Source organism: Actinomadura sp. GC306 (genome assembly GCF_004348665.1).
In the GTDB taxonomy this organism is placed as follows: domain Bacteria; phylum Actinomycetota; class Actinomycetes; order Streptosporangiales; family Streptosporangiaceae; genus Spirillospora.
In genome coordinates, this window is record NZ_SMKM01000067.1 from 1 (window position 1) to 26,803 (window position 26,803).

A 26,803-nucleotide genomic window follows, 5' to 3' on the forward strand; every position below is an offset into this window, starting at 1 on the left:
GGCGCGGTGGGGGCGTCGTCGTCCAGCAGTTCGGTGAGGGTGCCCGGCGGCACTTGGAGGATCTCCTCCAGCGCGACGACCACGTCCCGCGAGCGCGGGCGGCTGCGGCCGCGCTGCCAGTAGCTGAGGGTCGCGACGCTGACGGTCAGCCCGCGCCGGCAGAGCCGGTGCCGGATGCGTTCAAGGGTCAGCCCGCTGGCCTGGATGGCCTGCCGCAGCGCCCCGGCGAACTCCACGGGCCGGATGGTATCGGTCCGGGAAGATCGATTCATGTCCCGGGGAGTACCTCTCGCACCGTGACAGACCGCACGAAACAGACAAATGCCCTAAAAGAGGATGGACATGAACGAAGCGACCTCAGTGAAGCCGACCCGCCGGTAGGCGGCCCGCGCCCGCGCGTTGTAGTCGTTGACGTACAGCGAGACGGTCGGCGCGATGCTCCGCAGCGACTCGCGCACCACCGCGGCCATCCCTGCCACCGACCGGCCCTGGCCGCGCAGGTCCGGCGGCACCCACACGCCCTGCACCTGGCAGGCCAGCGGGGTCACCGCCCCGATCTCGGCCTTGAACAGGACGCGGCCGTCCTCGATCCGGGCGAACGCGCGGCCGTCGCGGATCAGCTCGGCGACGCGGGCGCGGTAGAGCACTCCCCCGTCCCCGGCGTTGGGCGAGACCCCGACCTCTTCGGTGAACATCGCCACGCAGGCGGGGTAGACGACGTCGAACTCCTCCATGCGGACCCGCCGGACCCCGGAGTCGGGCGGCACGTCCGGAACCGCGGAGGTGGCCATGACCGGCTGCTTCGCGCGGACGGCCCGCGGCGGCCCCCAGTACGGGGAGAGGATCTCCCACAGCTCGCCGACCGCGTCGACGGGCCCGACGATGGACGAGCAGCGCCGCCCCTGGGCCCGTGCCCGCTCGCCGAACGCGCGGACGGCCTCCGGCCCGGCCGCCACCGGGATGAGGTTGGCGCCGGAGTAGCACAGCGAGGTGAGCCGGCCGTCCTCCAGGTAGCCCCACATCTGGGCGCCGAGCCGGCGCGGGTCGAGTCCCGCCGCGTGCACGCGGGAGCCGACGAAGACGTTGGACACCGGATCGGCGTCCAGGATCGCGAGCGCCTCCGCCCGGTGCCGGTCGTCCAGCACGCGCACCGGCATCGAGCCGAGCATGCGCACGGCTACCGGCTCCGCGACGGGAACGGCCCCCGTTCGGCCCTCACCACAGAAAGCACCACGTGCACAGACTATGTGGTCCGGTGGTCCGCGCACCCCCAAGGGCCCGGTCAACGGCCGGTCCTGGCGGGCGCCGGATCAGGGTCGGGTGGTGCCGCGGCGGGCGGCGGCGGCGTGGCCGGCGCTCTCCGCGCCGCTCTTCGCGCGCTTCGCGGCCTCGGCCGGCTGCGGCGCGGGGCCGGCCTTGCACGACGCGTCCGGGCCCGGCCGGCTCGCGGGCAGCTCACCGCCGGCGAAGTAGGCGGCGACGGCCCTGTCCACGCACCGGTTCCCGCCGAACGTGACGCCGTGGTTCCCGCCGCCGTTCTCCACGATCAGCCTGGACGTGGGGAACCTGCGGTGCGTCTCCACCGCGCCCCCGTACGGGGTGGCGGCGTCCTCGGTGGCCTGGACGAGCAGGATGGGCGGGAGCGACGCGCTGCCCCGCACCTCGGGGCGCGGCCCGCCCGGCACCCCCCAGAACGCGCACGGCGCGTTGTACCAGGTGTTGCTCCAGGTCTCGAAGCGGTGGCCGGCCCGGTAGAGGCGCGTGGCGTCGGTGTGCCAGCGGCTCCAGTCGCGCGGCCACGCCGCGTCGCGGCACTCGACCGCGGTGTAGACGGCGTAGCCGTTCTGCTGGTGCCGTCCGGGCCGCTGCCACGCCTTGCGCAGCGGGGCCGGGTCCTTGCGGTTGACGTAGGCGGAGAGGGCGGCGGCGTGGGACGCCCAGCTGCCGTCGTGGTAGCCGTCACTGAGGAAGATGTCGTCCAGTTCGGCGGGCCCGATCCTCCCGTCGATCGGGGACTTCTTCAGAGCGGCCCGCACCTTGGCGTAGGCGGCGCCGACGTCGCGTCCCGTCCTGCCCAGCCGGTAGGTCTCGCGGTGGCGCGCGACCCACTCGAAGTACACGCGGATCCGCTTCTCGAACGCGACGTTCTGGTCGAGGTTGTTGTCGTACCAGACGCCGCTCGGGCGGGGGACGCTGTCGAGCACCATGCGCCGCACGCGCTTCGGGAACATCGTCGCGTACACGGCGCCGAGGTAGCCGCCGTAGGAGTAGCCGAAGTAGTTGATCTGCTCCTGGCCGAGGGCCTTGCGGATCTCGTCCATGTCGCGGGCCCAGTCGGCCGTGCCCATGTGCGGGAGGACCGTCCGGTACTTCTCGGCGCAGTCGTCCGCGTACGCCTTGGCCCTCGCCATCCAGACGAGCTCCTCCCCGGCGCCGGCGGGGATGGTGTCGGGGCGCGCGCGGCCGGGGTCCTGGTATCCCGGGTCGCAGATGAGCGAGGGCTCGCTGGCGCCGACGCCGCGCGGGTCGAAGCCGATCCAGTCGTAGGACGCGGCGACCTTCCGGGGCAGCGAGTCCGTGAGGAAGGCGGGGAGGTCGCGGCCGTGCGCGCCGGGCCCGCCGCGGTTCAGCAGCACGACGCCCTGGGACACGGCCGTCGTGTGCCGTGCCCGGGTCAGCCGGAGCGTGACCTGCTTCCCGCGCGGGCGGTCGTGGTCGAGCGGCACCCGGATCGACGCGCACTGCAGGTTCTTGATGCGGCCGCCCTCCCACGGGTCCTTGCCGGGGCACGGCTTCCAGGCGAGACCGGCGGGCCTGGGGGCGGGTTCGGAGCCGGGACGTCCCGCGGCGGCGTGGGCGGGCAGGACGGCGGCACCGGCGGTCCCGAAGGCGAGCGCGGCCGCGGCCGTGCCGGCGGCGGCGGCCTTCTTTCCAGCGTGGTTCAGCACCCCGGCTTTCTACCGAAGGGGCGCCGGGAACCGCGTGACCTCGGGGATCGCGCGATTCCTCCCCGAATCCGGACCGTCCCCACCGAACAACACGGGCGTGCCCGCCTGCCCACGGGGTGGAGCAGGCGGGCACGCCACGGTTCGGTGTGCTCTGTCAGCAGGTCACGGGGTCAGCGGGTCACGGGCGTCCGACCGGGAGGTCCTTGCCCGCGCCGGCCGCCTTCAGCCGCATGGCCGTCGGGTCCGGGTCGTTCAGGGCCGGGACGGCGTCGCAGTAGGCGTCCGGGCCGCGGCTGCTCTCCGGCAGCGCACCGGTGTCGAGGTAGGCCGCGACCTTGTCGTCCAGGCACGCGTTCCCGTTGAGCGTGTTGGAGTGGGTCTTGCCGCCGACCTCGAACACCAGGCGCGAGGACGGGAAGACCTTGTGCATCTCCAGGCCGCCCTCGACGGGCGTCGCCGCGTCCTTCGTGGACTGGACGAGCAGCATCCCCGGCAGGTGCCCGCTGCTCTTCAGGTCGAGCGCGGGCCCGCCGTTGAACGGCCAGAACGCGATCGGCGCGTTGAACCACACGTTGCCCCACGTCTCGAACCGGTAGCCCTGCCGGTGGAGCTTCGCCGCGTCGTGGTGCCACTTGGCCCAGCTGCGCGGCCAGCGGGCGTCCGCGCCCTGGACGGCGAGGTAGACCGCGAGGCCGTTGTCGCCGCCTCCGGAACTGAGCCACTGGAGCAGGACGGAGGGGTCCTTCTCGTTGATCCAGGCCGAGAGCGCCTCGGCGAACGGGATGTAGTAGCCCGTGTTGTAGCCGGCGCTCAGGATGATGTCGGTCAGCTCGGCTGGGCCGATCTTCCCGCCGATGGGCGAGTCCTCGGCCGCGTCCAGCGCCTCGTAGTACTTGGCGCGGACGGCCTTCTCGGTCGTGCCCAGGTGGTACACCGAGTCGTACTCGGCCACCCAGGCGAACCAGGCCCGGATGTTGCGCTCGAACGCCTTGTCCTGTTCGAGCTGGCTCTCGTACCAGACGTTCTTCGGGTTGACGACGCCGTCCATCACCATCCGCCGCACGCGCTTGGGGAAGAGCGTGGCGTAGGTGGCGCCGAAGTAGGTGCCGTAGGAGAAGCCGTACCAGCTGATCTTGTCCTGGCCGAGGGCGGCGCGGATGGTGTCGACGTCGCGGGCGGCGTCGGTGGTGCGCATGTGCGGCAGCATCCAGCCGAACTTCTGCGCGCAGTCGCGCGCGTAGCCCTTGGACTTGGCGATCCAGGTCAGCTCGTCGCGCCAGTTCTCGGGCACGTAGGCGGGGCGGACCGGGTCGCTGTAGCCGGGGTCGCAGGTGATGGCGGGTTTACTGGAGCCGACGCCGCGGGGGTCGAAGCCGATGATGTCGTACTTGGCGGCCACGTCGGCGTGGCCGACGCCGCCGAGCCAGCGGGCGAGGGCGGGACCGTAGGCGAGACCGGAGCCGCCGGGGCCGCCCGGGTTCACGAACAGGACGCCCTTGTAGTCCTCCTCGTCGGTGTGCCGGAAGCGCGACACCGCGATGGAGATCTTGCGGCCACTGGGCCTGCTGTAGTCGAGGGGCACCTCGACCTGGCCGCACTGCGCGTTGTTCATGGGGTCATTGGGGCCGCTGACCTCGCACGGGCCCCACTCGATGCCCTGGGCGGCCGCCGCGGCGGCCGCCCTCGGCGGACCGGTGTCCGCGCTCGCGGGGACGGCGGCGCCGGTGCCGCCGACCGTCGTGACCAGGGCGGTCGCGACGAGAACGATCCGTTTCATGTGACCCTCTCCCATCGGCGGCTCCGGACGTCCCGGGGGACCGGGACCGGAGGGAAGCCGCGCCGATGCATAGCGGATGCCGATTGCGTGGAGATTGTTCACACTTCGTCCCTTATGACGGCAAGGGGCGCGATGACTGGATACGCAATCGTGACAAGATCATCGGAACTTCGTGATCCCGCGGGACGTTCCGCGTCCGCCGGGCCCCGGGACCGGACCGGGCACGCGAAAGGGCCCCGGGTCACCGGCCCGGGGCCCTTTCTCAGCCGTTCGTCAGCCGACCACGACGTCGGCGCCGGGGCCGGAGACCGAGCCGTCCTCGCCGATCTCGATGCCCATGTCCTCGGCGATGCGCATGGCCTCCTCGATCAGGGTCTCCACGATCTGCGCCTCGGGGACGGTCTTGATGACCTCCCCCTTGACGAAGATCTGGCCCTTGCCGTTGCCGGACGCGACGCCCAGGTCGGCCTCGCGGGCCTCCCCCGGGCCGTTGACCACGCAGCCCATCACGGCGACGCGCAGCGGGACGGGGAAGCCCTTCAGGCCCGCGGTGACCTCCTCGGCCAGCGTGTAGACGTCCACCTGGGCCCGCCCGCACGACGGGCAGGACACGATCTCCAGCCCGCGCTGGCGCAGCCCCAGCGACTCCAGGATCGCGGTGCCGACCTTGATCTCCTCGACCGGCGGCGCCGACAGCGACACCCGGATCGTGTCGCCGATCCCGTCGGCGAGCAGCGCGCCGAACGCCACCGCCGACTTGATCGTGCCCTGGAACGCGGGCCCGGCCTCGGTGACCCCGAGGTGCAGCGGGTAGTCGCACGCCGCGGCGAGCTGCCGGTACGCCTCGATCATCACCACCGGGTCGTTGTGCTTGACCGAGATCTTGATGTCGCGGAAGTCGTGCTCCTCGAACAGCGAGCACTCCCACAGCGCCGACTCCACCAGCGCCTCGGGCGTGGCCTTGCCGTGCTTCTCCAGGAGCCGCTTGTCCAGCGATCCGGCGTTCACGCCGATGCGGATCGGCACGCCCGCGTCGCTGGCGGCCTTGGCGATCTCCCCGATCCGGTCGTCGAACTTCTTGATGTTGCCCGGGTTGACGCGCACCGCCGCGCAGCCCGCGTCGATCGCCGCGAACACGTACTTGGGCTGGAAGTGGATATCGGCGATGACCGGAATCGGTGACTTGCGGGCGATCGCGGGCAGCGCCTCGGCGTCGTCCTGCGACGGCACCGCGACCCGGACGATCTGGCAGCCGGACGCGGTCAGCTCCGCGATCTGCTGCAGCGTGGCGTTCACGTCGGCGGTGAGGGTCGTGGTCATCGACTGCACGGACACCGGGGCGTCGCCGCCCACCGGCACGCTCCCGACCATGATCTGCCGGGACCGGCGGCGTGCCGCGACGGGACCCCGCGCCCCCTGACCGTCCCCGTCCCCGCGGACGCTCGGCATTCCCAGTGAAACGCTCATCCCTCTCCTCTTGCTCGCCGGCCCCGTACAAAGCCTAAGCGTCCCGTACCGCGGATATGACGGCGCCCGGCACCTGAACGGTGACCATTCGGCAACCCTGTGTGAACGATTTGTGTCACTCCGGTAGCCGGAGCGGATTGAACAGGTCGGCGAGTATCAGCAGCACCCCGAATCCGACCAGCAGCAGCACGACGAGATACGTCAGCGGCAGCAGCTTGGCGATGTCGACGGTGCCCGGGTCCGGCCGGCCGCGGATCCGGTTGACGGCGGCGCGGGCCCGCTCGTAGCCGACGACGGCGAGGTGCCCCCCGTCCAGCGGCAGCAGGGGCAGCAGGTTCAGCGCCCCGAGGAAGATGTTCAGCGACACCACGAGCGAGAGGAACAGGGCGATCTTGTCCCGGGTGCCGGCCCCCTCGGCGGCGAAGATCTGCCCGGACACGTCGGTCGCGCCCACCACGCTGCCGACCTGCCCGCCCGGCGTGCTCTCCCGGTCCGGCGAGAACAGCCGCGGTATCGCGGACGGCAGGTCCACGACGACGTCGCCGATGCCGGCGAGCGTCCGGCCGACGCCCTCCGCGGCGAACACCGCGGCGTTCAGCGGCCCCGTCCGCTCGTACCCGCCGCCGACCACCTGCGCGGACATGCCGACGAACGGCTCGCCCTCCACGCCGGCGAGCGTGACCCGCAGCGGCACCTCCCGCCCGTCCCGCTGGACGACCAGCCGCACGGTCCGGCCGGGCTCGGCCCTGCCGATGGCCTCCGTGAGGGCGGCCCAGTCGGCGACCGGCGTGCCGCCGAAGGAGACCACGCGGTCTCCGGCCCGCAGCCCGGCCTGCGCCGCGGGCGAGGGCGGGCGGTCCTCGGTGCAGGCGGACCGCATCGTGGCGGGCACACAGGGGCTGACCTCCTCGACCGTGCTGGTCACCGAGCCGGGCTCGCGCACACCGATCGTCATGGCCATGACCATGAGCAGCACGAACGCGAACACGAAGTTCGCGGCGACGCCCGCCCCGATGACGACGGCGCGGCGCGGCGCGGGCTGGCGGTAGAACGCGCGGTGACGGTCCGCCGCGTCGATCTCCTCCAGCGGCGTGTAGCCGACGATCTTGACGAAGCCGCCCAGCGGGATCGCCTTGACGCCGTACTCGGTCTCGCCCCGGCGGGTGGACCACAGGGTCGGCCCGAAGCCCACGAAGTACTGCGTCGCCTTCATCCCGAACCGCTTGGCGGTCAGCAGGTGCCCGCCCTCGTGCAGCATCACCGACGCCAGCAGCGCGACGACGAACGCCAGCGCGCCGAGGAAGAAGGCCATGCGGGGCTCCCAGGGCTCGTCCCCGGGCGGACCCCCGGGGGCTCAGTCGGCCGCGGCGGACTGCCCGGCCGCGGTGAGTTCTCCGGTCCTGGTCCGCGCCCAGCCGTCCGCCGCGAGGACGTCGTCCAGCGTCGGCCGCCCGGCAGGACCCGGGGCATGCTCCTCGTGCTCGTCCAGTACCCGCGCGACCGTGTCCACTATCCCGAGGAACGGAAGCCGGCCAGCGCGGAACGCGTCCACACATTCCTCGTTGGCGGCGTTGTAAACGGCCGGGAAGGTTCCGCCCAGCTCACCGGCCCTGCGCGCCAGCGCGACGGCGGGGAACGCCTCGTCGTCGAGCGGGAACAGCTCCCAGGTGTGCGCGGTGCTCCAGTCGATGCCGGGCGCGGCGTCCGGGACGCGGTCCGGCCAGTCGAGGCCGAGCGCGATCGGCAGCCGCATGTCGGGCGGGCTGGCCTGCGCCAGCGTGGAGCCGTCGGTGAACTCGACCATCGAGTGGATCACCGACTGCGGGTGCACCATGACCTCGATCCGGTCCATCGGGACGTCGAACAGCAGGTGCGCCTCGATGACCTCCAGCCCCTTGTTCACGAGGGTCGCGGAGTTGATCGTGACGACGGGGCCCATATCCCACGTGGGGTGGTTCAGCGCCTGCTCGGGCGTGACGTCGGCCAGCTCCTCCCGGGCGCGGCCGCGGAAGGGACCGCCGCTCGCGGTGAGCACCAGCCGCCGCACCTCCTCGCCGCGGCCGCCGCGCAGGCACTGGGCGAGCGCCGAGTGCTCGGAGTCGACCGGGACGATCTGACCGGGCCGCGCCCGCTCCTTGACGAGGGGGCCGCCGACGATGAGGGACTCCTTGTTGGCCAGGGCGAGCGTCCGCCCGGCGTCCAGGGCAGCCAGCGTCGAGGCGAGGCCGAGCGCGCCGGTCACGCCGTTCAGCACGACGTCGCACGGCCACGCGGCGACCTCGGTCACGGCGTCCGGGCCCGCCACGATCTTCGGGATGGGGAAGTCTCCGGCGGAGTATCCGCGGCGCTTGGCCTCGGCGTAGAAGGCCAGCTGCAGGTCCTGCGCGGCGGACGCCCGGGCGACGGCGACGATGTCGGGCCGGAACTCCAGCGCCTGCTCGGCGAGGAGGCCGACCCGTCCGCCGCCGGCCGCCAGCCCGGCCACCCGGAACCTGCCCGGGTTGCGGCGGACCACGTCCAGCGCCTGGGTGCCGATGGAACCGGTGGAGCCGAGCACGGCCAGCTCGCGGGCGGGTGCGTCGGGGCTTGAGTGAGAGAGCACGGGTCCATTGTCGGGCATGCCCGCGCCCGGCTCCCGTCCCCCGGCGGGACAGGCCGGGGACAGGGCGGGGGCGGTGCGTCAGCGGCGGCGGGCGAGGGGGATGCACAGGACCAGCCGGGCGCCGGCCGCACCGTCGCCGACGTACAGGCGGCCCGAGTGCGAGACGGCGATCTCCCGGGCGATGGCCAGGCCGAGCCCGGAGCCGCCGTCGGCGCGGCTGCGGGCGGAGTCGAGCCGGCTGAAGCGCTCGAAGATCCGGTCGCGGTCGGCGGGCGGGATGCCGGGCCCGTCGTCGCGCACCTCGACCACCGCCTCGCCCTGGTCGGCGCGGGCCTCGACCTCGATCAGCGACGCGGCGTGCCGCTCGGCGTTGGCGAGCAGGTTGAGCAGCAGCCGGGACAGCCGCGGCCGGTTGCCCTCGGCCAGCAGCCCCGGTTCGACCTTGACCGCGATCGGGACGGGCGGGTCGCGGCGGCCGGCCTCGGTCTCGACCAGCGCGCCGATGTCGAGCACCTCCCGGGCGGAGTCGTCCCCGGAGTCCATGCCGGCGAGGACGAAGAGGTCCTCGACGATCTGCTGGAGGCGCTCGACGTCGCGCAGCGACTGCCGCAGCGTCTCGCCGGCCTCCCCGTCCTCCGGGGCGGTGAGGGCGAGCTCGATGCGGGTCCGCAGGCCGGTGAGCGGGGTGCGCAGTTCGTGCGAGGCGTCGGCGGTGAAGGAGCGGCACCGCAGGACGGTCTCGTCCAGCCGGCCGAGGAGCAGGTTGACGTGGCCGGCGAGCTGTTCGAGGGCGTCGCCGGTGGACGGCACGGCCACCCGGAGGCCGAGGCCGGCCTCCTCGATGCCGGCGAGTTCCGCGTTGAGCCGCTCCACCGGGCGCAGGGCCGCGCGCACGGCGCGCAGCACGGCCGCGCTGAGCAGCGCGAGGGCGGAAAGGCCCAGCGCTGTCGTGCGCAGGGCACCACGGACCGACATGTCTCCTTTGTATGCAGTACCTACCAAAGGTGGAGCAAAGCCCCCGGCCGAGGACCGTATGCCCCTGGTCTGCGTACGCCCTGGTCAGCGGCCTTCTTCCCGGCGGGGGTGCCGGCCCGCCGGATCCCCGTGACCCGGATGACCTCGATCATGCGGGTGACACGTAAGGCTTTGCCGCATTTTTCACCTTGGGTAGCGGAGACAACACACTCCCCTGCCTATAAAGGAGGCACGTGACGTCGACTCCCGCAAGGGGAGGGCATGGGCCAGACAGGCGAGCCGACCGTGGACCCGGGCGGGCTGAGCACAGCCCAGCGCCTGGGCGACGCCTGCGTCGGCTGCCGCAAGAGGTGGCCCCGGCCGCGGGTACGCGTCGGCCGCCTGCCGGATTCGACCGGGGTGTTCGCGTGCGAGGAATGCGCACCCGCCCCGCCGGTACCCCGCGCACGGCGGGGCTCCACGGAGCAGGTCACGGACGCCGGACGGCCGGCCGGAGAGCGGCCGCCCGCGCGGACGGCGGCCCTGGAGGCCGTCGTCGTGGAGGTCTCTCCAAGGAAAAGGGTGACCCGGACATTCGGGGGGAAGTCCGGGACCACCCGGCAGGCGCGCCCGGCTGGGGGCGGCCGGGCGCGCCGGAGAGACCCTTCCTGACCGCACCGGACCGGACCGGACCGGACGGGACCGGACGGGACCGGACCCCGGGGTCAGAGTTTGGTCGCCTCGATCCAGGTCTTCTTCCACTGCGCGTAGTCCGTGCAGTCGTTGTCGCCGGACTCGCCGTCGCACGCCTTCGTCGGCGCGTGCGCGAAGATCACCTTGTCGAGGTAGGCGCGGTCACCGACGTGGTACGCGGTGCAGAAACCCGGCTTGAGACGGTCCCCGGAGCACGCCTGCGGGTTGGCGGGCGCCACCCCCGTCCACTCGGCCACCTGCTGCTGGATGTCCGGTGACGCGGTCCACTGCAGCCACTGGTACATGCAGTTCGGGTGCTCGACCCTGGCGCCGATCATCCACGCGTCCATCCAGCCCGTCACGCCCTCGGCCGGGACGGCGGCCTGCACGGGCCGGGAGGCGCGGGTCAGGACGTCCACGTGGTAGGGCCACGCCTGGCCCAGCACCGCGCGCCCGCCCGCGAACGCGCTGACGGCGTCGGCGGGCCGCTCCCAGTACTCCCCGACGTGCGGGCGCTGCCGGGCGAGGACGCGCCCGGCCGCCCTGAGCTGCCCCGGAGTCAGCGAGTACGGGTCGTCGATCTTCAGCTTGGGCCGGTCGCGCTTGAGGTAGAGCGCGGCCTCGGCGATGGCCAGCGGGCTGTCGCGCATGGCCAGCTTCCCGGAGTACCGGCTCGCCTGCCCGGGGTCGAACAGCGCGGCCCAGCTCGCGGGCGGCGGGACGGCCCGGGTGTCGTACATGAGCAGGTTGGAGCCCCACACGTACGGGACGCCGTACTGCCGGCCGTCCCGCCGCAGGAGGCCGCGCAGCTTCGGCTCCAGCTTCTTGAAGCCGTCCACGAGGTCGGGGTTGACGGGCGTGGCCTGCTTCTCGGCGATCAGCTGCCCGGCGACCTCGGGCGGCGCGGCGACGCCGTCGTAGCGGCGGCCGCCGTCGCGCATCAGGCCGGCCATCTCCTCGGGCGTCCGGACGACCTTCAGGCCGATCTTGCAGCCGGTGCGCTCCTCGAACGGGGTGACCCAGTCGACGCGCGGGTCGCTGGTGCCGCTCTCGATGGAGCCGGGCAGGGTGACGAGGTTCAGCATGCCCTCGCCCGGCCCGAGGGTGCTCGCGACCTCGGCGACGCCCACCGGTTCCGCTTCGCCGCCGCCGCTGCACGCCGCGACGCCCGCGGCGCCGAGCGCGGCGGCCGCCACCAGGGCGGACCACATCTTCACCCGCGCCGTGGCCATCAGCCGCATGTCGCTCCCGATCCTTGCCCGGGGCCCTCCCCCACCTGAACCGGGCCCGTCGGCGAGCGTAGCGCCTCGGGGCCGCCGGGGCGGCCGGTACCCGGTGGAGGCGGCGGTGCGCGCGGCGCCCGGCCGCCATTCGGGGGGTGCCGGGGACCGCGCACGAACCGATCGCCGGTCTTCTTCGGATTTCACTTCCGCCAGGAATGGAACGTGCCGGGATTACCGGTGATCACGACTCGGTGTTTCCGTGTCCACTTTCCCGGAGGTAAGAATTATGTGTCCATTGCGCGGCGCGCGATCGCGCGTTTCCGGGGTGATTGCCGGACGGGCGGTTCCGGGCGGCTCCGGGCGGTTCGCAACGGAGAAGCCGCCACGGCCCCGGGGGGACGGCGGGTGCTGGCGTCCGCGCCATACACGGAGGTTGCCGGAGAGGGATATGGCGCGGGCTGCCGTCCTTGCCCGGGGCCGCGGCGGCACCGGCGGGCGTGGCGAGGTTGGGGAACAGCGGATCACCTTGCAGTGCTGCCTGGCCACGCGATCGCCGGTACCCGGCCGGACGGCGACGGTGTGACGCCCTCGATACGCCGGAGGTTCGAGGGACATCGCACGTCGGGCCGGGTGTCGCGGGACGTCCGCGGACGGTCGTGCTCGATCATGGGGCGGGCCGCCGCGGCACGCCTGACCACCTCGATCCGTGCGATGAGCCGTTGCGGTGTGTCGGCCTCGACGAAGTCGCCGACGTCGCGGTCCCGGGGCGGCAGCGCCCACCAGCGGCCGGTGAACAGGCCGAACCAGATGGTCCAGCCCGGAAAGCGCCTGGCGAGCGCGTCCACCTCTGCTGCGTGGTCGACTGCGTTCATAGCGCGGCTCTCCTGCACATCGGCCCCGCCGGCTTCGGCGGCCCCGGACCTCACGTTTTAGTTGACCGTGGAACCTGACTTTTAATTTCGCCCCATTTAATGCGGACAGTCAGATTGTGTCGCCCGCCACAGAGTCAGTCAATGGGTGTTGGCATTATTCGCCTCGGCCTCGCGGACGAAAATCAACGACGAAATCCACCGCATGTGGGAAAGTCCCGTACGTCGCCGACCTGGACGTTCTCACGATGCGGCGGACCGCTCTCACGCACCGCGATCCCGGACGTACCATTTGTCCGCTTGTGACGTGATCTGAGAGTTTCAGCCGCTGGTCGGGAAGCCGAGGTTCACCCCGCCGTGGCTCGGGTCCAGCCACCTGGCGGTGACGGCCTTCGTACGGGTGTAGAAGTGGACGCCCTCCATCCCGTGGGCGTGGCTGTCACCGAACAGGGAGTCCTTCCAGCCGCCGAAGGAGTAGTAGGCCATCGGAACTGGGATCGGGACGTTGACGCCTACCATGCCGACCTCCACCTCGTTCTGGAAGCGGCGCGCCGCCCCTCCGTCGTTGGTGAAGATCGCGGTGCCGTTCCCGTACGGGTTGGCCGAGATCAGCTCCATGGCCTCCTCGTAGGAGCCGCACCGCACGACCGACAGCACCGGGCCGAAGATCTCGTCCCTGTAGGCGTCCATGTCCGGGGTGACGTGGTCGAGGACGGACGGGCCGAGCCAGAAGCCGTCGCCCGCGCCGCCCAGGACGTCCGGGTCGCGTCCGTCCACCGCGAGCGTGGCTCCTTGTGCGACGCCTGAATCCAGATAGGAGGCGACCTTGTCGCGGTGCGCGCGGGTGACCAGCGGCCCCATCTGCGACTCGGGGTCGTCCCCGGGGCCCACCTTCAGCCGCGCGACCCGCTCCCGGATCCGCGCCATCAGCTCGTCCCCGGCCGGGTCGACGGCGACGACCACCGAGATCGCCATGCACCGCTCCCCCGCCGAGCCGAACCCGGCCGAGACCGCGGCGTCCGCGGCGAGGTCGAGGTCGGCGTCCGGCAGCACGAGCATGTGGTTCTTGGCGCCGCCGAGCGCCTGCACCCGCTTGCCGTTCGCCGCGGCCGTCCCGTAGACGTACCGGGCGATCGGGGTGGAGCCGACGAAGCTGACCGCCCGGACGTCCGGGTGGTGCAGCAGGCCGTCCACCGCGGCCTTGTCGCCGTGGACGACGTTGAACACCCCGTCCGGCAGGCCGGCCTCCGCCCACAGCTCCGCGAGCCGCACCGACGCCGACGGGTCCTTCTCCGACGGCTTCAGGACGAAGGTGTTCCCGCACGCGATCGCGACGGGGAACATCCACATCGGCACCATCGCGGGGAAGTTGAAGGGGGTGATCCCCGCGGCCACGCCGAGCGGCTGCAGGATCGAGTAGGCGTCCACCCGGGTCGAGACGTTCTCCGAGAACCCGCCCTTGAGCAGGTGCGGGATCCCGCAGGCGAACTCGACGACCTCCAGGCCGCGGGCCACCTCGCCGGCCGCGTCCGAGACGACCTTCCCGTGCTCGGACGAGATCAGCCGCGCCAGCTCGCCGCCGTGCGCGTCCACGAGCTCGCGGAACCGGAACAGCACCTTCGTCCGCTGCGACAGCGAGGCGTCCCGCCAGCCGGGGAACGCTGCCCGGGCGGCGGCTACCGCGGCGTCGACCTCGGCCGGCCCGGCGAGGCCGACCGTGCCGGCGGGGCGGCCCGACGCGGGATCGTAGATGGCGCCGCGCCGCCCGGATTCCCCGGTGTACGGCTTGCCGCCGATCCAGTGCGGCACCCGCTTCCCGGCGGTCATGAGGCGGCTCCCCTGTCGTCGGCCGCCCCGGGGTCCACCGCTTCGAGGGACGCGATGAGGATGCCGAGCCCCTCGGCGGCCTCGGCGTCGGTCAGCGTCATCGGCGGCGCCATGCGCACCACGTTGCCGTACAGGCCGCCCTTGCCGATCAGCAGCCCCCGCTCGCGGGCCGCCTCCATCAGCGCCGCGGCGAGCGGGGGGCTCGGCTCGCCGGTCGCGGGATCGACCAGCTCGACCGCGAACATCAGGCCCTTGCCGCGCACGTCCTTGACGACGGGGAACCGCCCGGCCGCCGCCCGCAGCCCGCCGATGAGCGTCGCGCCCTGCCGCGCGGCGTTGGCCTGCAGGTCGTGGTCGAGGACGTAGTCGAGGGTCGCATTCGCGGCGGCCGTCGAGACAGGGTTGCCGCCGAACGTGGAGATGCCGGACGCGTGCAGGCCGTCCATCAGGTCGCCCCGGGCGACCACGCCGCCGATCGTGAACCCGTTCCCGAGGCCCTTGGCGAACGTCATCATGTCCGGGGTCACGCCGTGGCCGGCGATGCCCCAGAAGCTCTCGCCGGTCCGTCCCCACGCGGTCTGGACCTCGTCGGAGACGAACAGGATCCCGGCCTCGTCCAGGACGCTCTTGTAGGCGGCGAGCAGCCCCGGCGGCGGCGTCGTGAACCCGCCCACGCCCTGGATCGGCTCGGCGATGAGCGCGGCGACGTCCCCGCCTGTCGCGGTGGCGAGCACGTGCCGGAGGTCCTGCACGCACGCGTCGACGTACGCCTCGTCCGACATCCCGGCGAACTGCGGGAGGTGCCGGTCGGCGCCGTGCAGGAAGTGGGCGTTCACCGGGGAGTAGGGCAGGTTCCGCCAGCTCCGGTTGCCGGTGACCCCCGCCGTGCCGAACGAGCGGCCGTGGTAGCTCTGCCGCAGCGCGAGGACCTGGTCGCTGCGCCGCGCGTACGCCGCCAGCAGCAGCGCCGTCTCGTTGGCCTCCGTCCCGGAGTTGACGAAGAACACCTTCGCGTCCGGGATGCCCGACAGCCGGGCGATCTTCTCGGCCAGCTCGACCTGCCCGCGCACCAGGTACGAGGTCGAGGTGTGCACGACGCCGGTGGCGAGCTGCCGCTCCACCGCCTCCCGCACCTCGGGCACGTCGTACCCGAGCATGTTCGTGAGGATCCCGGTGAAGAAGTCCAGGTAGCCGTTCCCCTCGGCGTCGGTCACGCGGCTGCCCTTGCCGCCGACGATCTCGATGGGGTCGCTGTAGTTGAGCGCCATCCACGACGGCATGACCGCCCGGTGGCGCCTGAGCAGGTTCGCGTGTTCCGACATGCCTCCCAGTCTCGTTCGGGGAGGCCGGACAGGCCACCCGCAGAATGTCACGACCCTTCACGTTCGCTTAACGGTCTGCTGGCCGGCTGACATCGTGTAACGAAGTTCAGGGGGTTCCTTGACACCCTGTGCGGATATCCTCGGGGTCGATGCTGCCCACCGTCGACGACGTCCTCCGCCTTGAGGCGGTCCGCCGCGGGCAGCCCCGCGTCGTCGCCGGCGGCGACCGCACCGGCAACCGGGTCCGCTGGGTGCACGTCGCGGAGATCACCGACATCGCGCACCTGCTGCACGGCGGCGAACTCGTCCTCACGACCGGGATCGCGCTCCCGGACGAGCCCGAGCGGCTGCGCGCCTACATCGGCGAACTCGCCGAGGTCGGGGTGAGCGGCCTCATGATCGAGCTCGGCCGCCGGTACGCGACCGAGCCGCCGCCCGCGCTGATCGCCGCCGCCGAGGAGCACGGCCTCCCGGTCATCGTCCTCGCCCACGAGCCCGCCTTCGTGGACATCACGGAGTCGGTGCACTCCCGGATCCTGCAGGACCAGTTCGCCGAGCTGCGCGCCTCCGAGCAGCTCCACGAGATCTTCACCCGGCTGTCGGTCGAGGGCGCCCCCACCGAGGAGGTCGTCCGGCAGGTCGCCGCGCTCGGCGGGCACCCGGCCGTCCTGGAGAACCTCGCCCACCAGGTCCTCGCCGCGGACGCCGGCGGCGCCGACGCGGCCGAGCTGCTGTCGGCGTGGGAGACCCGCTCGCGCGCCGTGCGGCCGGGCCGCCGCACCGGCTACGACCCGGCCTCGGGCTGGCTGGTGACGACGGTCGGCGCCCGCGGCGAGGACTGGGGCCGCCTCATCATCGACCTCGGCTCGCCGCCCTCCCCGCGCGAGACCGTGCTGATCGAGCGGGCCGCCACCACGCTCGCGCTCGGCCGGCTCCTCGACCGGCACGCCGAGAGCGTCGAGCGGCAGGCGCACGGTACGATCATCGCCCGCATCCTCGCGCACGCCTACGCCGACCCGCAGGAGGCCGCGGCCCGCGCCCGCGCGCTCGGCGTCCCGCTGTCCGGCCGCCGGCTGCTCGGCGCGGTGCTGCGGCACCGCGGGCCCGGCGCGCCGCCCGCCGGGGAGCTGGCCGCCCTCGCCGAGACGGCCGCCGCCGCCTGCAAGGACGCCCGGCTCGCCGCCCTGGTCGGCGTCCTCGACGAGGGCGGGCCGCACGCCCGCGTCGGGGTCCTGGCCTCGCTGCCCGCCCGCGCCGACGCGGCGACCGCGCTCACCGAGATCGCGACCCGGGTCCGCGCCCGGTCGGACGGCACCGTCATGGCGGCCGGCTCGGTGGTGGAGACGATCCGCGACGTCCGGCGCTCGTTCCTGGAGGCCGAGCAGGTCGCCGACGTCGCCGCGCGCGGCTCCGGCACCCGCCCCTTCTACCGCCTGCCCGACCTGCGCCTGCGCGGCCTGCTGCACCTGCTCCGCGACGACGCCCGCGTGCAGACCTTCGTGGAGCGCGAGCTGGGGCCGCTGCTGGAGTACGACGCCCGGCGCGGCGCCGACCTCACGCGCATCCTGGAGACCTACCTGGACTCCGGGCGCAACAAGGCCGTCGCCGCCCAGCGCGCCCACCTCTCCCGGCCCGCCTTCTACGAGCGGCTCCGCCGCATCGAACGCGTCCTGGACGCCGACCTCGACGACGTGGAGTCCTGCGTCTCCCTCCACGTCGCGCTGCTGGCGCTCAGCTCCGTCCGCTGGGAACGCTCCTGACCGCCGATGCGGCGGCATCGGCCGGCCCGTGCGGAGCGTTCCGGGCCGGGGCCGCGCCGCATAACCTTCACTGCATGACGGACGCCGCGCTGCACGTTCATCGCTACGGGGACCCGGCCGGCTCCCCGGTCGTCCTGCTGCACGGGGTCAGCGGGCACGGCGCCCGCTGGCGGCGCACCGCCGAGCGGTACCTGCCGGGCCGCATGGTCCTGGCGCCCGATCTGCGCGGGCACGGCCGGTCGACGTACGAGCCGCCGTGGACGGTCGAGCGGCACGTGGCCGACGTCCTGTCCGTCCTCGACGCGGACGGCATCGAGCAGGCCGACCTCGTCGGGCACTCGTTCGGCGGGATGGTCGCGGTGCATCTGGCGCGGACGGCGCGGCGGCGGGTGCGGCGCCTCGTCCTGCTGGACCCGGCGACGGGGCTGGTGCCCGCGGACGCTGCCGCGGAGGCGCGCTCCTGGATGGCGCCGGTGTCGTTCGCCGACACCGCGCAGGCCCGCGCCGCCCTCGCGGCCCGCTGGCCGGACGCGCCCGGCGAGGCGGTGGACGACGAGGTCGCCGACCACCTCGTGTTCGGGCCGGACGGCCGGCTGCGCTGGCGGTTCGAGCCGGCCGCGATCGTGACCGCGTACTCGGAGATGGCCCGCCCGCACCTGACGCCCCCGCCGGGCCTGCCCACGCACCTGGTGATCGCGGCCAAGGCCGACTTCGTGCGGCCCGAGTTCGTCGCCGACTGCCGCACCGCCCTCGGCCCCGGTCTCGCCCTCAGCGAGATCGACGCCGGGCACATGCTCTACACCGACCGGCTGGAGGAGACAGGGACGCTGCTCGCCTCCTGGCTCGGCGGCTGAGGCCGGCCCGTCAGCGCCTGCGGAGCAGCCGCAGCAGGCCGGGCTCGGTGGCGAAGAGGCGGTCCAGTTCCGCCGCGCCGACCCGGTCGGCGAGGATCTGCAGGGCGATGTCCTGCCGGACGAACTCCGCGGCCATCAGCGCGACGGCCGGGTCCGCCGTGTAGACGCCCCACGCCGCCCCGTCGCCGAAGCCGCCCACCACGGCCTCGCGCCGGTCCGCCACCACCACGATGAGCCGGTACCCGAACTCCCGCAGGACGGTCTCGGGCGCCGAATAGCGGTGCTCGTACACGTTCCCAGGGGCGCCGGACAGCCCGCCGCCGAACGACACGTCCCCGAACGACACGTCCCCGAACGACACAAGGGAGACCTCGACGTCCCGCGCGGCGGCCTCCAGGACCTCGCCGCGCAGCACCCGCAGCTCGTCCGGCCAGACCGACATGAACAGGTCCCGCCGGGCGCCGGCGACGACGTCGCCCGCCCGGTCGAGCATCGCCTGCCCGTCCTTGAGGTTGTGGATCAGGTGCCCCTCGGGCGCGGCCGCGACCGCCGGCAGCGCGGACCGCAGCGCCGACACCGACCCGTCGAACTCGCGCCGCATGCGGTCGAGCAGCGACTCCGGCGGCAGCGGGAGGTACTCCGTCGCGTCGGACGCGCCGCGCACCTCGTACGCGGCGCCCCGCGCCACGAGCTTGCCGAGCGTCTCGTACACGGTGCTGCGCGGCACCCCGGAGCGCTTGGCGACCTCGTAGCCGTTGACCGGCCGGCCCGCCCCCACCAGCGCGACGTACGCCTTGGCCTCGTACCCCGACATGCCAAGGCGCTGCAAATGCTCAAGGACATCCTGGGTGCTCATCGCAGCACTTTATTGGCCTCCCGCGGGTCATCGGCCTCCCGCGGGCCGCGGCGGGGACCCCGGGCCCGCGGCTCGGGTGCCGCGGGCCCGGGGCGGGGGTCAGGCCGTCTTCCGCTGGAAGGGGAGGTAGCGGTCCGCGCGGCGGGGGCGTGCCAGCAGGCCGGTGGACTCGACGGCGAGGATGCGGTCGAAGCGGAAGGCGCGGACGCCCCGCCGCATGCGGCACCAGCCGACGAGGTACCAGTGGTCGCGGTGGACGAGGCAGGTCACCGGCTCGACCTCGCGGATCGTGACGTTGGCGCCGGCGTCGCCGTAGCAGAGCCGGACGACGCGGTGCTCGGTGATGGCGGCGGCGACCACGCGGGCGCGGTCGGAGGTGGAGGCGTCCAGGGGCGTGGTGAGGGTGGCGAGCGTGGTGGTGACCACGTCGTCGCGGAGGGCGCCGTCGGCTGCGTCGGGGGCGGTGGTGTCGAGGAGGGCGTGCAGGGCGCGGCGCGCGGTCGTGGCCTGCGGGCCGGTGCCCAGGTGCGCGAGGGAGAGCGCGAGAGCGGCGATCTCCGCCGCGGTGAGCGCGGTGGATGCGGTCGGGGGGTGCGTCGCAACGTTCGCCATGGTTCGATCATACGTTCGAACACTGACATTCTGGAGCCCCCGGGCGCGACTTGTCCGGGTCGCGTGACGCAGGACGGCCGGGCGGCGGCGGGGCCGCGCTCCGCCCGCTTGAGAAGGCGACTCCCATGGGGAAAACTTGACCACCGAAGAGGCGAATCTGGGGAAATCGGGGCGACCATGGGCGGACCGGTGAACCGGCGTTGAGCGAGCCGCGCGTGGGCCGGCCCCCGATGAGCCGGGACGAGGCGGATCGCACGCTCGCGCGGCTCCGGGACGAGAGGGACCGCATCAGCGCCGCACTGCTCGAACTGGAGGCCCACCACGGCTATCAGCTGCTCGAAGGCGCCGCCCTCGGCGGCGGGACGCGGCGCGTGCAGTCCGACGTGCGCGCCGGGATGACCTCCCTCTGGAGCCTTTTCGAGCGCTACGACGGCGTCATCGGTGCCGCGGAGGAGCTCCGTGCCCGCATCCCCAGGCCGGGGCAGGCGCAGCTCGCGGAACTCACCTGGCTGCTCGCCGGCCCGTCGGTCGAACTGCCCGTCACGGAGGTGCCGCTGGGGCGGCGGACGCTGCTGTCCGTGCCGTCCGGCGAGCGGCTGACGCTGCGGGCGGCGGTCGAGCGGATGACGCCCCTCTACGAGGAGGTCGCCCAGGCGGTCGCGGCCCTGGACGCGGTCTGGTCGGCGCTGCTGTCGCGGCTCGCGGAGGTCGAGGCGGAGCGGCGGGCGGCCGACGAGCTGCTCGCGTCCCTCGGCGGGACCGAGCCGGAGCTCGACCGGCTCCGCGCCGAACTCGACGCCGTCGCCGCCGTCGTGCGCGGCGACCCGATGGCGCTGGCGGACGGCGGCCGCGCCGACACCGGGCGCCTCGACGCGATCCACACCCGCCTCGCGGAGGTGCGGCGCGGCCTGGAGCAGGCGGAACGGGTCCGGGACGGGTTCACCGGCCGGCTCCGCGCCGTCGCCGCCGTCCTGGACGAGCTGCGCGAGGAGGAGGCGACGGCCCGCCGCACCCGGGAGGAGGTCCTCGCCAAGATCGCCGCACCGGAGCCGCCGGCCCCGCCGGATACGGCCGCGTCCCTCGCCGACCGGCTGGCCGCCCTCGGCCGCCCGGGGCACGGCACCGGCTGGCCCGATCTCGCCGCGCGGGTCGGGGAGCTGGAGCGGGCGGCGAACGAGGCGCTCACTCGGGCCCGGGAGACCACCGGGCTCATCCGCGGGCTGCTCGACCGGCGCGCGGAGCTGCGCGGCCGGCTGGACGCGTACCGGGTGAAGGCGGCCAGGATCGGCCACGCCGAGGACGCGGCGCTGGCGCGGATCCACGACCGCGCCCGCGAGCTGCTGTGGACCTCGCCCTGCGACCTGCGTCAGGCGACCGTGGCGCTGTCCGAATACCAGCGGGCCGTCGACGAGCGGTCGAAGGGAGCGAAGCGATGAGCCAGTGCGCCGAACCGGGCTGCGGCGGAACCGTCGACGGCGGGTACTGCGTCCTATGCGGCGTGGCAGCCTCCACGAGCCCCCCGCCCGGTCCGGCCTCGCCGGGCTCCTGCGCGCAGCCCGGTTGCACCGGGACGATCTCGGACGGCTACTGCGACGTGTGCGGCAGTCCCCCCGCGCCGAGCGTGCCCGCGCCGCGTCCCCCGGCCGCCGTGCCGGACGACGCGTGCGGCCAGCCCGGCTGCACCGGGACGATCATGGACGGCTACTGCGACGTGTGCGGCTCGCCGCCCGCCCACACCAGCCTGACCTCCCGGTCGCGCCCGGCATCGAGGACGGCGGGGACGGGCACGTCGGGCAGCACGGGCACCGGCGGCACCCGGACGGGCAGCACCCGCACCGGGTCGGCGCGGTCGTCCGGCCGCCGCGGGATGCTCGGCGCGGGTCTCGTCGAGGTGCCGCGCGTCCCGTACCGGGACCCGACCACGGCGGTGATGAGCGACCCGCAGGTCGCCGAGGGCAAGCGGTTCTGCAGCAGCTGCGGCGAGCCGGTCGGCCGGGGGCGCGGCGACCGGCCGGGCCGCACCGAGGGGTTCTGCCCCAAGTGCGGCACCCGGTTCTCCTTCACCCCGAAGCTCAGCCCCGGCGACCTCGTCGGCGGGCAGTACGGCGTGCTGGGCTGCCTCGCCCACGGCGGCCTCGGCTGGATCTACCTGGCCAAGGACCGCAACGTCAGCGACCGGTGGGTGGTGCTGAAGGGCCTGCTGGACAGCGGCGACGCCGACGCGATGGCCGCCGCCGCGGCCGAGCGCGCCTACCTCGCCGAGGTCGAGCACCCCAACATCGTCAAGATCTACAACTTCGTCCAGCACGACGGCGACGGCTACATCGTCATGGAGTACGTGGGCGGGCAGTCCCTCAAGGACATCCTGCTCCGGCAGCCGCAGCCGCCCGGCGAGAAGCACCTGCCGCTCGCGCAGGCCATCGCCTACGGGCTGGAGGTCCTGCGGGCGTTCGAGTACCTGCACGCGCAGGGCCTCGTCTACTGCGACTTCAAGCCGGACAACGTCATCCAGTCCGAGGAGCAGCTCAGGCTGATCGACCTCGGCGGCGTGCGGCGCCTCGACGACCCGGACGGCGCCATCTACGGCACGGTCGGCTACCAGGCACCGGAAATCGCCGACGACGGGCCGTCGGTCTCCTCGGACCTGTACACGGTCGGCCGCGCGCTGGCCGTGCTGAGCTTCCCGTTCCGGGGCTACACCCGGACGTTCGCCAACGCCCTGCCGCCGCGCTCGCAGATCCCGCTGCTGCAGCGGTTCGAGTCGTTCGACCGCTTCCTGCGCCGCGCCACCCACGAGGACCCGGCGCAGCGGTTCCAGGACGCGGCGGAGATGGCCGAGCAGCTCACCGGCGTGCTGCGCGAGGTCCTCGCCGCCGAGGACGGCGTGCCGCGACCCGCCCCGTCCGGGCTGTTCGGGCCCGAGCGGTTCGCGGCCCGGATGGCGGACGGCGGGACGGCCGAGTCCGCGCTGCCGCCCGTCCCGCCGGCGGTGGCCGCGTCGGCGCTGCCGGTGCCGCTCGTGGACGGCGCCGACCCCGCCGCCGCGTTCGTGTCCGGGCTGACCGCGCTGGAACCGGCGCAGGTCGCCGAGGCCGCTTCGAAGGCGCCGCAGCGCACCCCCGAGGTGCGGCTCGCGCACGCCCGGGCCAAGATCGAGCTGGGCGCGGCCGAGGAGGCCGGCGAGCTGCTCGACGAGGTCGCCGCCGAACGCCCCGGCGACTGGCGGGTCGACTGGTACCGCGCCATCGCGCTCCTGTCCCAGGGGCGCGTCCAGGAGGCCGAGCCGAGGTTCGACCGGCTGTACGGGCTCCTGCCCGGCGAGGCGGCGCCCAAGCTGGGCCTCGCCTACTGCCGCGAGCTGCGGGCCCCGCTCGACGCGATCCGCCTGTACGAGATGGTGTGGCGCACCGACCAGAGCTACATCAACGCGGCGTTCGGCCTCGCGCGGGTGCATCTGGCGGCGGGCGACCGGGGCGCGGCGGTCGCCGCGCTCAACTCGGTGCCGGAGATCTCGATCCGGTACGTGACCGCCCAGGTGGCGGCGGTCGCGACGGCGGTGCGCGGCCGCAGCCCCGCCGAGCTGACGGCGCCCGAACTGGTCGCCGCGGGCGAGCGGCTCACCGCGCTCAGGGAGAACCTGGACGCCGAACGCCGCGACCGGCTCGCCGCGGAGGTGCTGGAGGCCGCGCTCGACTGGCTGCTCGCCGGCCGCGCCCCGGCGGACTGGGCGGGCGGCGCCCTGCTGGACGCCAGTCTCGCCGAGACCCCGCTGCGCCGCCGGCTGGAGGAGACGTACCGGGAGCTGGCGCGGCGCACCCGCGACCGGGACGAGTGCCGCCGGCTCGTCGACTCCGCCAACGCCGTGCGCCCGAGGACGCTGCTGTGACGGCCGGACGGGACGGGGCCGGCCCCGCCGACCCGGACGCGGCCAAGACGGCGGAGCCGTCCTGCCCGTCCTGCGGCGAGACGGTGTACCCGGGCGAGGTCTTCTGCGAGAAGTGCGGGCACCGGCTGGTGCCCCCCGAACCCGTCGAGGCCGTCGAGGTGGCGGAGGCCGCCGGGCCGTCCGGTGCCGGAGCGGCCCCGGCGCCCGCCGGCGCCGCCGGGCCGCCGTGCCGCGCGTGCGGCGGGACGGCGGTCGACGCCGACGGCTACTGCGAGACCTGCGGGATGCGCCAGCCCGCCGAAGGCGACCACGTCGAGGTCGAACTGCCGGCGCCCGGCGGCGCGAACGGGGCGGGGCCGGTCGCCGCGGCCGGTGCCAGCGACCGCGGCCGCCGCTACAGCCGCAACGAGGACGCGCTCGCCCTCGCCGCCCATGCCGCCGGGGTCGCGGCGGTGGTGTGCGACGGGGTCGGCTCGTCGCAGCGCCCCGAGGACGCCTCCCGCACGGCCGCCGACACCGGCGCCGCCGAGCTCGTCGCGCTCCTCGACGCCGGCGAGGACCCCGAGGACGCGACGCGCGCCGCGGCGCTCCGGGCGGCCTCGGCGGTCGCCGCGCTGGCCACCTCGCCGGGCGACTCGCCGTCGTGCACGTACGTGTCCGCGGTGACGCGCGGAGGGTCCGTCACCGTCGGCTGGGTCGGCGACAGCCGCGCCTACTGGCTGTCCGCGGACGGCGCCGTCGACCCCGCGGAGGGCGGCGCGGAGGCCGGCGCGCAGGACGGCGCGCGGGAGCCCGCCGCGGACGAGTCCGGCCCGGAGGCCGCGGACCTCAGCACCGGCGACATGGCGGAGCTCAGGGCGTCCCGCAGGCTCACCGAGGACGACTCGTGGGCCGCGTTCATGACCGCCCAGGGCGCGCTGACCGAGGCGGAGGCGGAGCGGCACCCGAACGCCCACGTCATCACGGCCTGGCTGGGCGCGGACGCCGACCGGGTCAGCCCGCACGTGGCGACCTTCCGCCCGGCGGGCCCGGGCACGCTGCTGGTCTGCAGCGACGGCCTGTGGAACTACTTCCCGGGCGCCCGCGACCTCGCGGCGCTGCTGGCCGCCGGCCCCGACGCGGACGCGCCGGACGGCTCGGAGGTGCCGGACGGCTCGGAGGTGCCGGACGGCACGGAGGTGCCGGACGGCACGGAGGTGCCGGACGGCGCGGACGCCCACGCCGCGGCGAACGGGGCGGCATCCGTCCCCGCGGCCGATACCGTCCCCGCCGGCGACACCGTCCCCGCGGCCGGTCCCGGCCACGATCCGGCGGCCGATCCGCTCGGCGTCGCGCGGACGCTGGTCCGCCGCGCCCTGGACGCGGGCGGCCGCGACAACATCACGGTCGCGGTCATCCCGATCCCGTCCCCCCGCTCCCCGCACAGCCGCATCCCCCAGAGCGTCCCGCACAGCACGGAGCCCCGATGAGCGAGCAGCCGCAGTTCACCATCAAGATCGACCAGAACAAGTACCTGCCGGAGGACGGCCGCGAGGTGCACGCCATCGTGTCCGTCGAGGCGGGCGCCGAGGGCGGCGCCCTGCCCGCCCCGGCCGCCGCGAAGGCGTCCGAGGTCATCATCATCGACACCTCGGGGTCGATGAGCTACCCCGATACCAAGCTGCGCGCCGCGGTCGCGGCGGCGCAGGTCGCGGTCGACACCCTGCGCGACGGCGTCGAGTTCGCGGTCGTCTCCGGTTCCAACTCCGCCTCGATGGTCTACCCGCGGCAGGGCGGCCTCGTCCCGGCGTCCCCGCAGACCAAGGAGAAGGCCAAGCGGGCGCTGAGCGGGCTGCGGGCGTCGGGCGGCACCGCGATCGGATCGTGGCTGCGGCTCGCCGACGAGCTGTTCGACGACGTCCAGGGCGGCATCCGGCACGCGATCCTGCTGACCGACGGCAAGAACCAGCACGAGACGCCCGAGGAGCTCGACGCCGTCCTGTCCCGCTGCGAGGGCCGGTTCGTGTGCGACTGCCGCGGCGTCGGCACCGACTGGGAGGTCGCCGAGCTACGCAAGATCTCCTCCGCGCTGCTCGGCACGGTCGACATCGTCGCCGACCCCGCCGGCCTCGTCGCCGACTTCCAGGCGATGACGGAGGCGGCCATGGGCAAGTCCGTCGCCGACGTGGCGCTGCGGGTGTGGACACCGCAGACCGCGCGGCTCCGGTTCGTCAAGCAGGTCATGCCGTCCGTGGAGGACCTCACCGGCAAGCGCGTCGAGTCGGCGCCGCAGGCCGGCGACTACCCGCTGGGCGCCTGGGGGGCGGAGAGCCGCGACTACCACGTCTGCGTGGAGGTCCCACCCGGCGAGATCGGCAAGGAGCTGCGCGCCGCGTGGGTGAAGCTCGTCGTGCCGGGCGCGCCCGGTGCGGAGGCGCAGGTCCTCGCCACCGGGAACGTCCTCGCCCAGTGGACCGACGACGAGGCCCGGTCCACCCGCATCAACCCGCGGGTGGCGCACTACACGGGGCAGGCCGAGCTCGCCGTCGCCATCCAGGAGGGGCTCCAGGCCCGAAAGGACGGCGACCTCGACACCGCGACCGCGCGCCTCGGCCGGGCCGTGGTGCTTGCCGACGAGGCCGGCAACGACGCGATCACCGCGATGCTGCGCAAGGTCGTGGACGTCATCGACCCCGCGACCGGCACCGTCCGGCTGAAGCGCGACGTCGACAAGGCCGACGAGATGGCCCTCGACACCCGGTCCAGCAAGACCGTCCGGACGCGCAAGGACGAGACGCTGACCACGCCGCGGCCGAGCGAGCGCTGAGCATGGCGACCTGCCCCAGCGGCCACGACTCCGCCGCACCTGACTACTGCGACGTCTGCGGCGCGCTCATCGGCGGCGCGCCCGCGTCCGGCGCCGCTCCGGGCGCGTCCGGCGCGTACGCCCCGCCGGGCGGCGCACGCCCCTGCCCGGACTGCGGAACCCCCGGAACCGACCGCTTCTGCGAGGCGTGCGGCTACGACTTCGCCACGGGCGGCGGACGGCCCACGCCACGGACGGAGAAGTCGGCGCCCTCCCATCCCACGGGATCGCATTCTTCGGCGCCGTATCCGTCGGTGCCGCCCGCCGCGGGTTCGACCCGGGAGCCGTCCGGCCCGCTGCCCGCGCCC

19 protein-coding genes and 2 pseudogenes are annotated in these 26,803 nt (G+C 74.1%); 7 read left to right on the forward strand and 14 right to left on the reverse strand.

The annotated features are described in order from the left end of the window. The 12 genes and pseudogenes from E1200_RS12520 to E1200_RS12580 form a co-directional block, all read right to left on the reverse strand. Positions 1–236, reverse strand: a pseudogene (locus E1200_RS12520) (helix-turn-helix domain-containing protein); the annotation flags it as partial. A 90-nt stretch (positions 237–326) separates the two neighbouring features. Beyond that, the gene (locus tag E1200_RS12525) at positions 327–1,169 is read right to left on the reverse strand and encodes a GNAT family N-acetyltransferase (RefSeq protein ID WP_131952048.1); all 843 of its coding nucleotides are present in this window, start codon (positions 1,167–1,169) and stop codon (positions 327–329) included. Positions 1,170–1,310: 141 nt separating this feature from the next. Next, positions 1,311–2,948: an alpha/beta hydrolase gene (locus E1200_RS12530; protein WP_131952033.1), complete on the reverse strand. Its 1,638-nt coding sequence runs from the start codon at positions 2,946–2,948 to the stop codon at positions 1,311–1,313. A gap of 178 nt (positions 2,949–3,126) precedes the next feature. Continuing rightward, positions 3,127–4,725 (reverse strand): alpha/beta hydrolase, encoded by a 1,599-nt coding sequence (locus tag E1200_RS12535; protein ID WP_243708513.1) that lies wholly within the window; start codon positions 4,723–4,725, stop codon positions 3,127–3,129. Positions 4,726–4,998: 273 nt separating this feature from the next. Further along, complete coding sequence (ispG, locus tag E1200_RS12540; protein WP_131952050.1) at positions 4,999–6,174, reverse strand: flavodoxin-dependent (E)-4-hydroxy-3-methylbut-2-enyl-diphosphate synthase; 1,176 nt, start codon at positions 6,172–6,174, stop codon at positions 4,999–5,001. Positions 6,175–6,307: 133 nt separating this feature from the next. Further along, entirely contained in the window at positions 6,308–7,504 is a 1,197-nt protein-coding gene (locus E1200_RS12545) for a site-2 protease family protein (RefSeq protein ID WP_131952034.1), read from the reverse strand. A 42-nt stretch (positions 7,505–7,546) separates the two neighbouring features. Further along, the gene (dxr, locus tag E1200_RS12550) at positions 7,547–8,812 is read right to left on the reverse strand and encodes a 1-deoxy-D-xylulose-5-phosphate reductoisomerase (protein WP_131952035.1); all 1,266 of its coding nucleotides are present in this window, start codon (positions 8,810–8,812) and stop codon (positions 7,547–7,549) included. Positions 8,813–8,872: 60 nt separating this feature from the next. Beyond that, the gene (locus E1200_RS12555; RefSeq protein ID WP_131952036.1) at positions 8,873–9,769 is read right to left on the reverse strand and encodes an ATP-binding protein; all 897 of its coding nucleotides are present in this window, start codon (positions 9,767–9,769) and stop codon (positions 8,873–8,875) included. 704 nt (positions 9,770–10,473) lie between these two features. After that, positions 10,474–11,682, reverse strand: a complete 1,209-nt coding sequence (locus tag E1200_RS12565; protein ID WP_131952038.1) for an ABC transporter substrate-binding protein — start codon at positions 11,680–11,682, stop codon at positions 10,474–10,476. Between the two features lie 503 nt (positions 11,683–12,185). Further along, entirely contained in the window at positions 12,186–12,536 is a 351-nt protein-coding gene (locus E1200_RS12570) for a hypothetical protein (RefSeq protein ID WP_131952039.1), read from the reverse strand. Positions 12,537–12,854: 318 nt separating this feature from the next. Next, positions 12,855–14,360, reverse strand: coding sequence for a CoA-acylating methylmalonate-semialdehyde dehydrogenase (locus E1200_RS12575; protein ID WP_131952040.1), 1,506 nt, complete (start codon positions 14,358–14,360; stop codon positions 12,855–12,857). Beyond that, complete coding sequence (locus E1200_RS12580; RefSeq protein ID WP_131952041.1) at positions 14,357–15,682, reverse strand: aspartate aminotransferase family protein; 1,326 nt, start codon at positions 15,680–15,682, stop codon at positions 14,357–14,359. The genes E1200_RS12575 and E1200_RS12580 overlap by 4 nt, the downstream gene beginning before the upstream one ends. A gap of 149 nt (positions 15,683–15,831) precedes the next feature. Between E1200_RS12580 and E1200_RS12585 the strand changes: the two genes are divergently transcribed. Both E1200_RS12585 and E1200_RS12590 read left to right on the forward strand, forming a co-directional pair. Then, positions 15,832–17,442, forward strand: coding sequence for a PucR family transcriptional regulator ligand-binding domain-containing protein (locus tag E1200_RS12585; RefSeq protein ID WP_131952042.1), 1,611 nt, complete (start codon positions 15,832–15,834; stop codon positions 17,440–17,442). A 74-nt stretch (positions 17,443–17,516) separates the two neighbouring features. Further along, positions 17,517–18,296, forward strand: coding sequence for an alpha/beta hydrolase (locus E1200_RS12590; protein WP_131952043.1), 780 nt, complete (start codon positions 17,517–17,519; stop codon positions 18,294–18,296). A 10-nt stretch (positions 18,297–18,306) separates the two neighbouring features. Here the strand turns inward: E1200_RS12590 and E1200_RS12595 are convergent, their stop codons facing one another. Then, the gene (locus E1200_RS12595; RefSeq protein ID WP_131952044.1) at positions 18,307–19,152 is read right to left on the reverse strand and encodes a TrmB family transcriptional regulator; all 846 of its coding nucleotides are present in this window, start codon (positions 19,150–19,152) and stop codon (positions 18,307–18,309) included. 99 nt (positions 19,153–19,251) lie between these two features. After that, entirely contained in the window at positions 19,252–19,764 is a 513-nt protein-coding gene (locus E1200_RS12600) for a WYL domain-containing protein (RefSeq protein WP_131952045.1), read from the reverse strand. A 200-nt stretch (positions 19,765–19,964) separates the two neighbouring features. Here E1200_RS12600 and E1200_RS12605 point away from each other — a divergent pair, with 200 nt between their 5' ends. From E1200_RS12605 to E1200_RS12630, 5 genes and pseudogenes are all read left to right on the forward strand, one after another. Continuing rightward, positions 19,965–21,200 carry a hypothetical protein gene (locus E1200_RS12605; RefSeq protein WP_243708514.1) on the forward strand — a complete coding sequence of 412 codons (1,236 nt, stop codon included), beginning with the start codon at positions 19,965–19,967 and terminating at the stop codon, positions 21,198–21,200. Further along, entirely contained in the window at positions 21,197–23,650 is a 2,454-nt protein-coding gene (locus E1200_RS12610; protein WP_131952046.1) for a serine/threonine-protein kinase, read from the forward strand. Before E1200_RS12605 ends, E1200_RS12610 begins: the two co-directional genes overlap by 4 nt. Next, entirely contained in the window at positions 23,647–25,119 is a 1,473-nt protein-coding gene (locus E1200_RS12615; RefSeq protein ID WP_243708515.1) for a protein phosphatase 2C domain-containing protein, read from the forward strand. Before E1200_RS12610 ends, E1200_RS12615 begins: the two co-directional genes overlap by 4 nt. Next, complete coding sequence (locus tag E1200_RS12625) at positions 25,116–26,456, forward strand: VWA domain-containing protein (RefSeq protein ID WP_131952047.1); 1,341 nt, start codon at positions 25,116–25,118, stop codon at positions 26,454–26,456. Before E1200_RS12615 ends, E1200_RS12625 begins: the two co-directional genes overlap by 4 nt. Positions 26,457–26,458: 2 nt before the next feature. After that, positions 26,459–26,803, forward strand: a pseudogene (locus E1200_RS12630) (hypothetical protein); the annotation flags it as partial.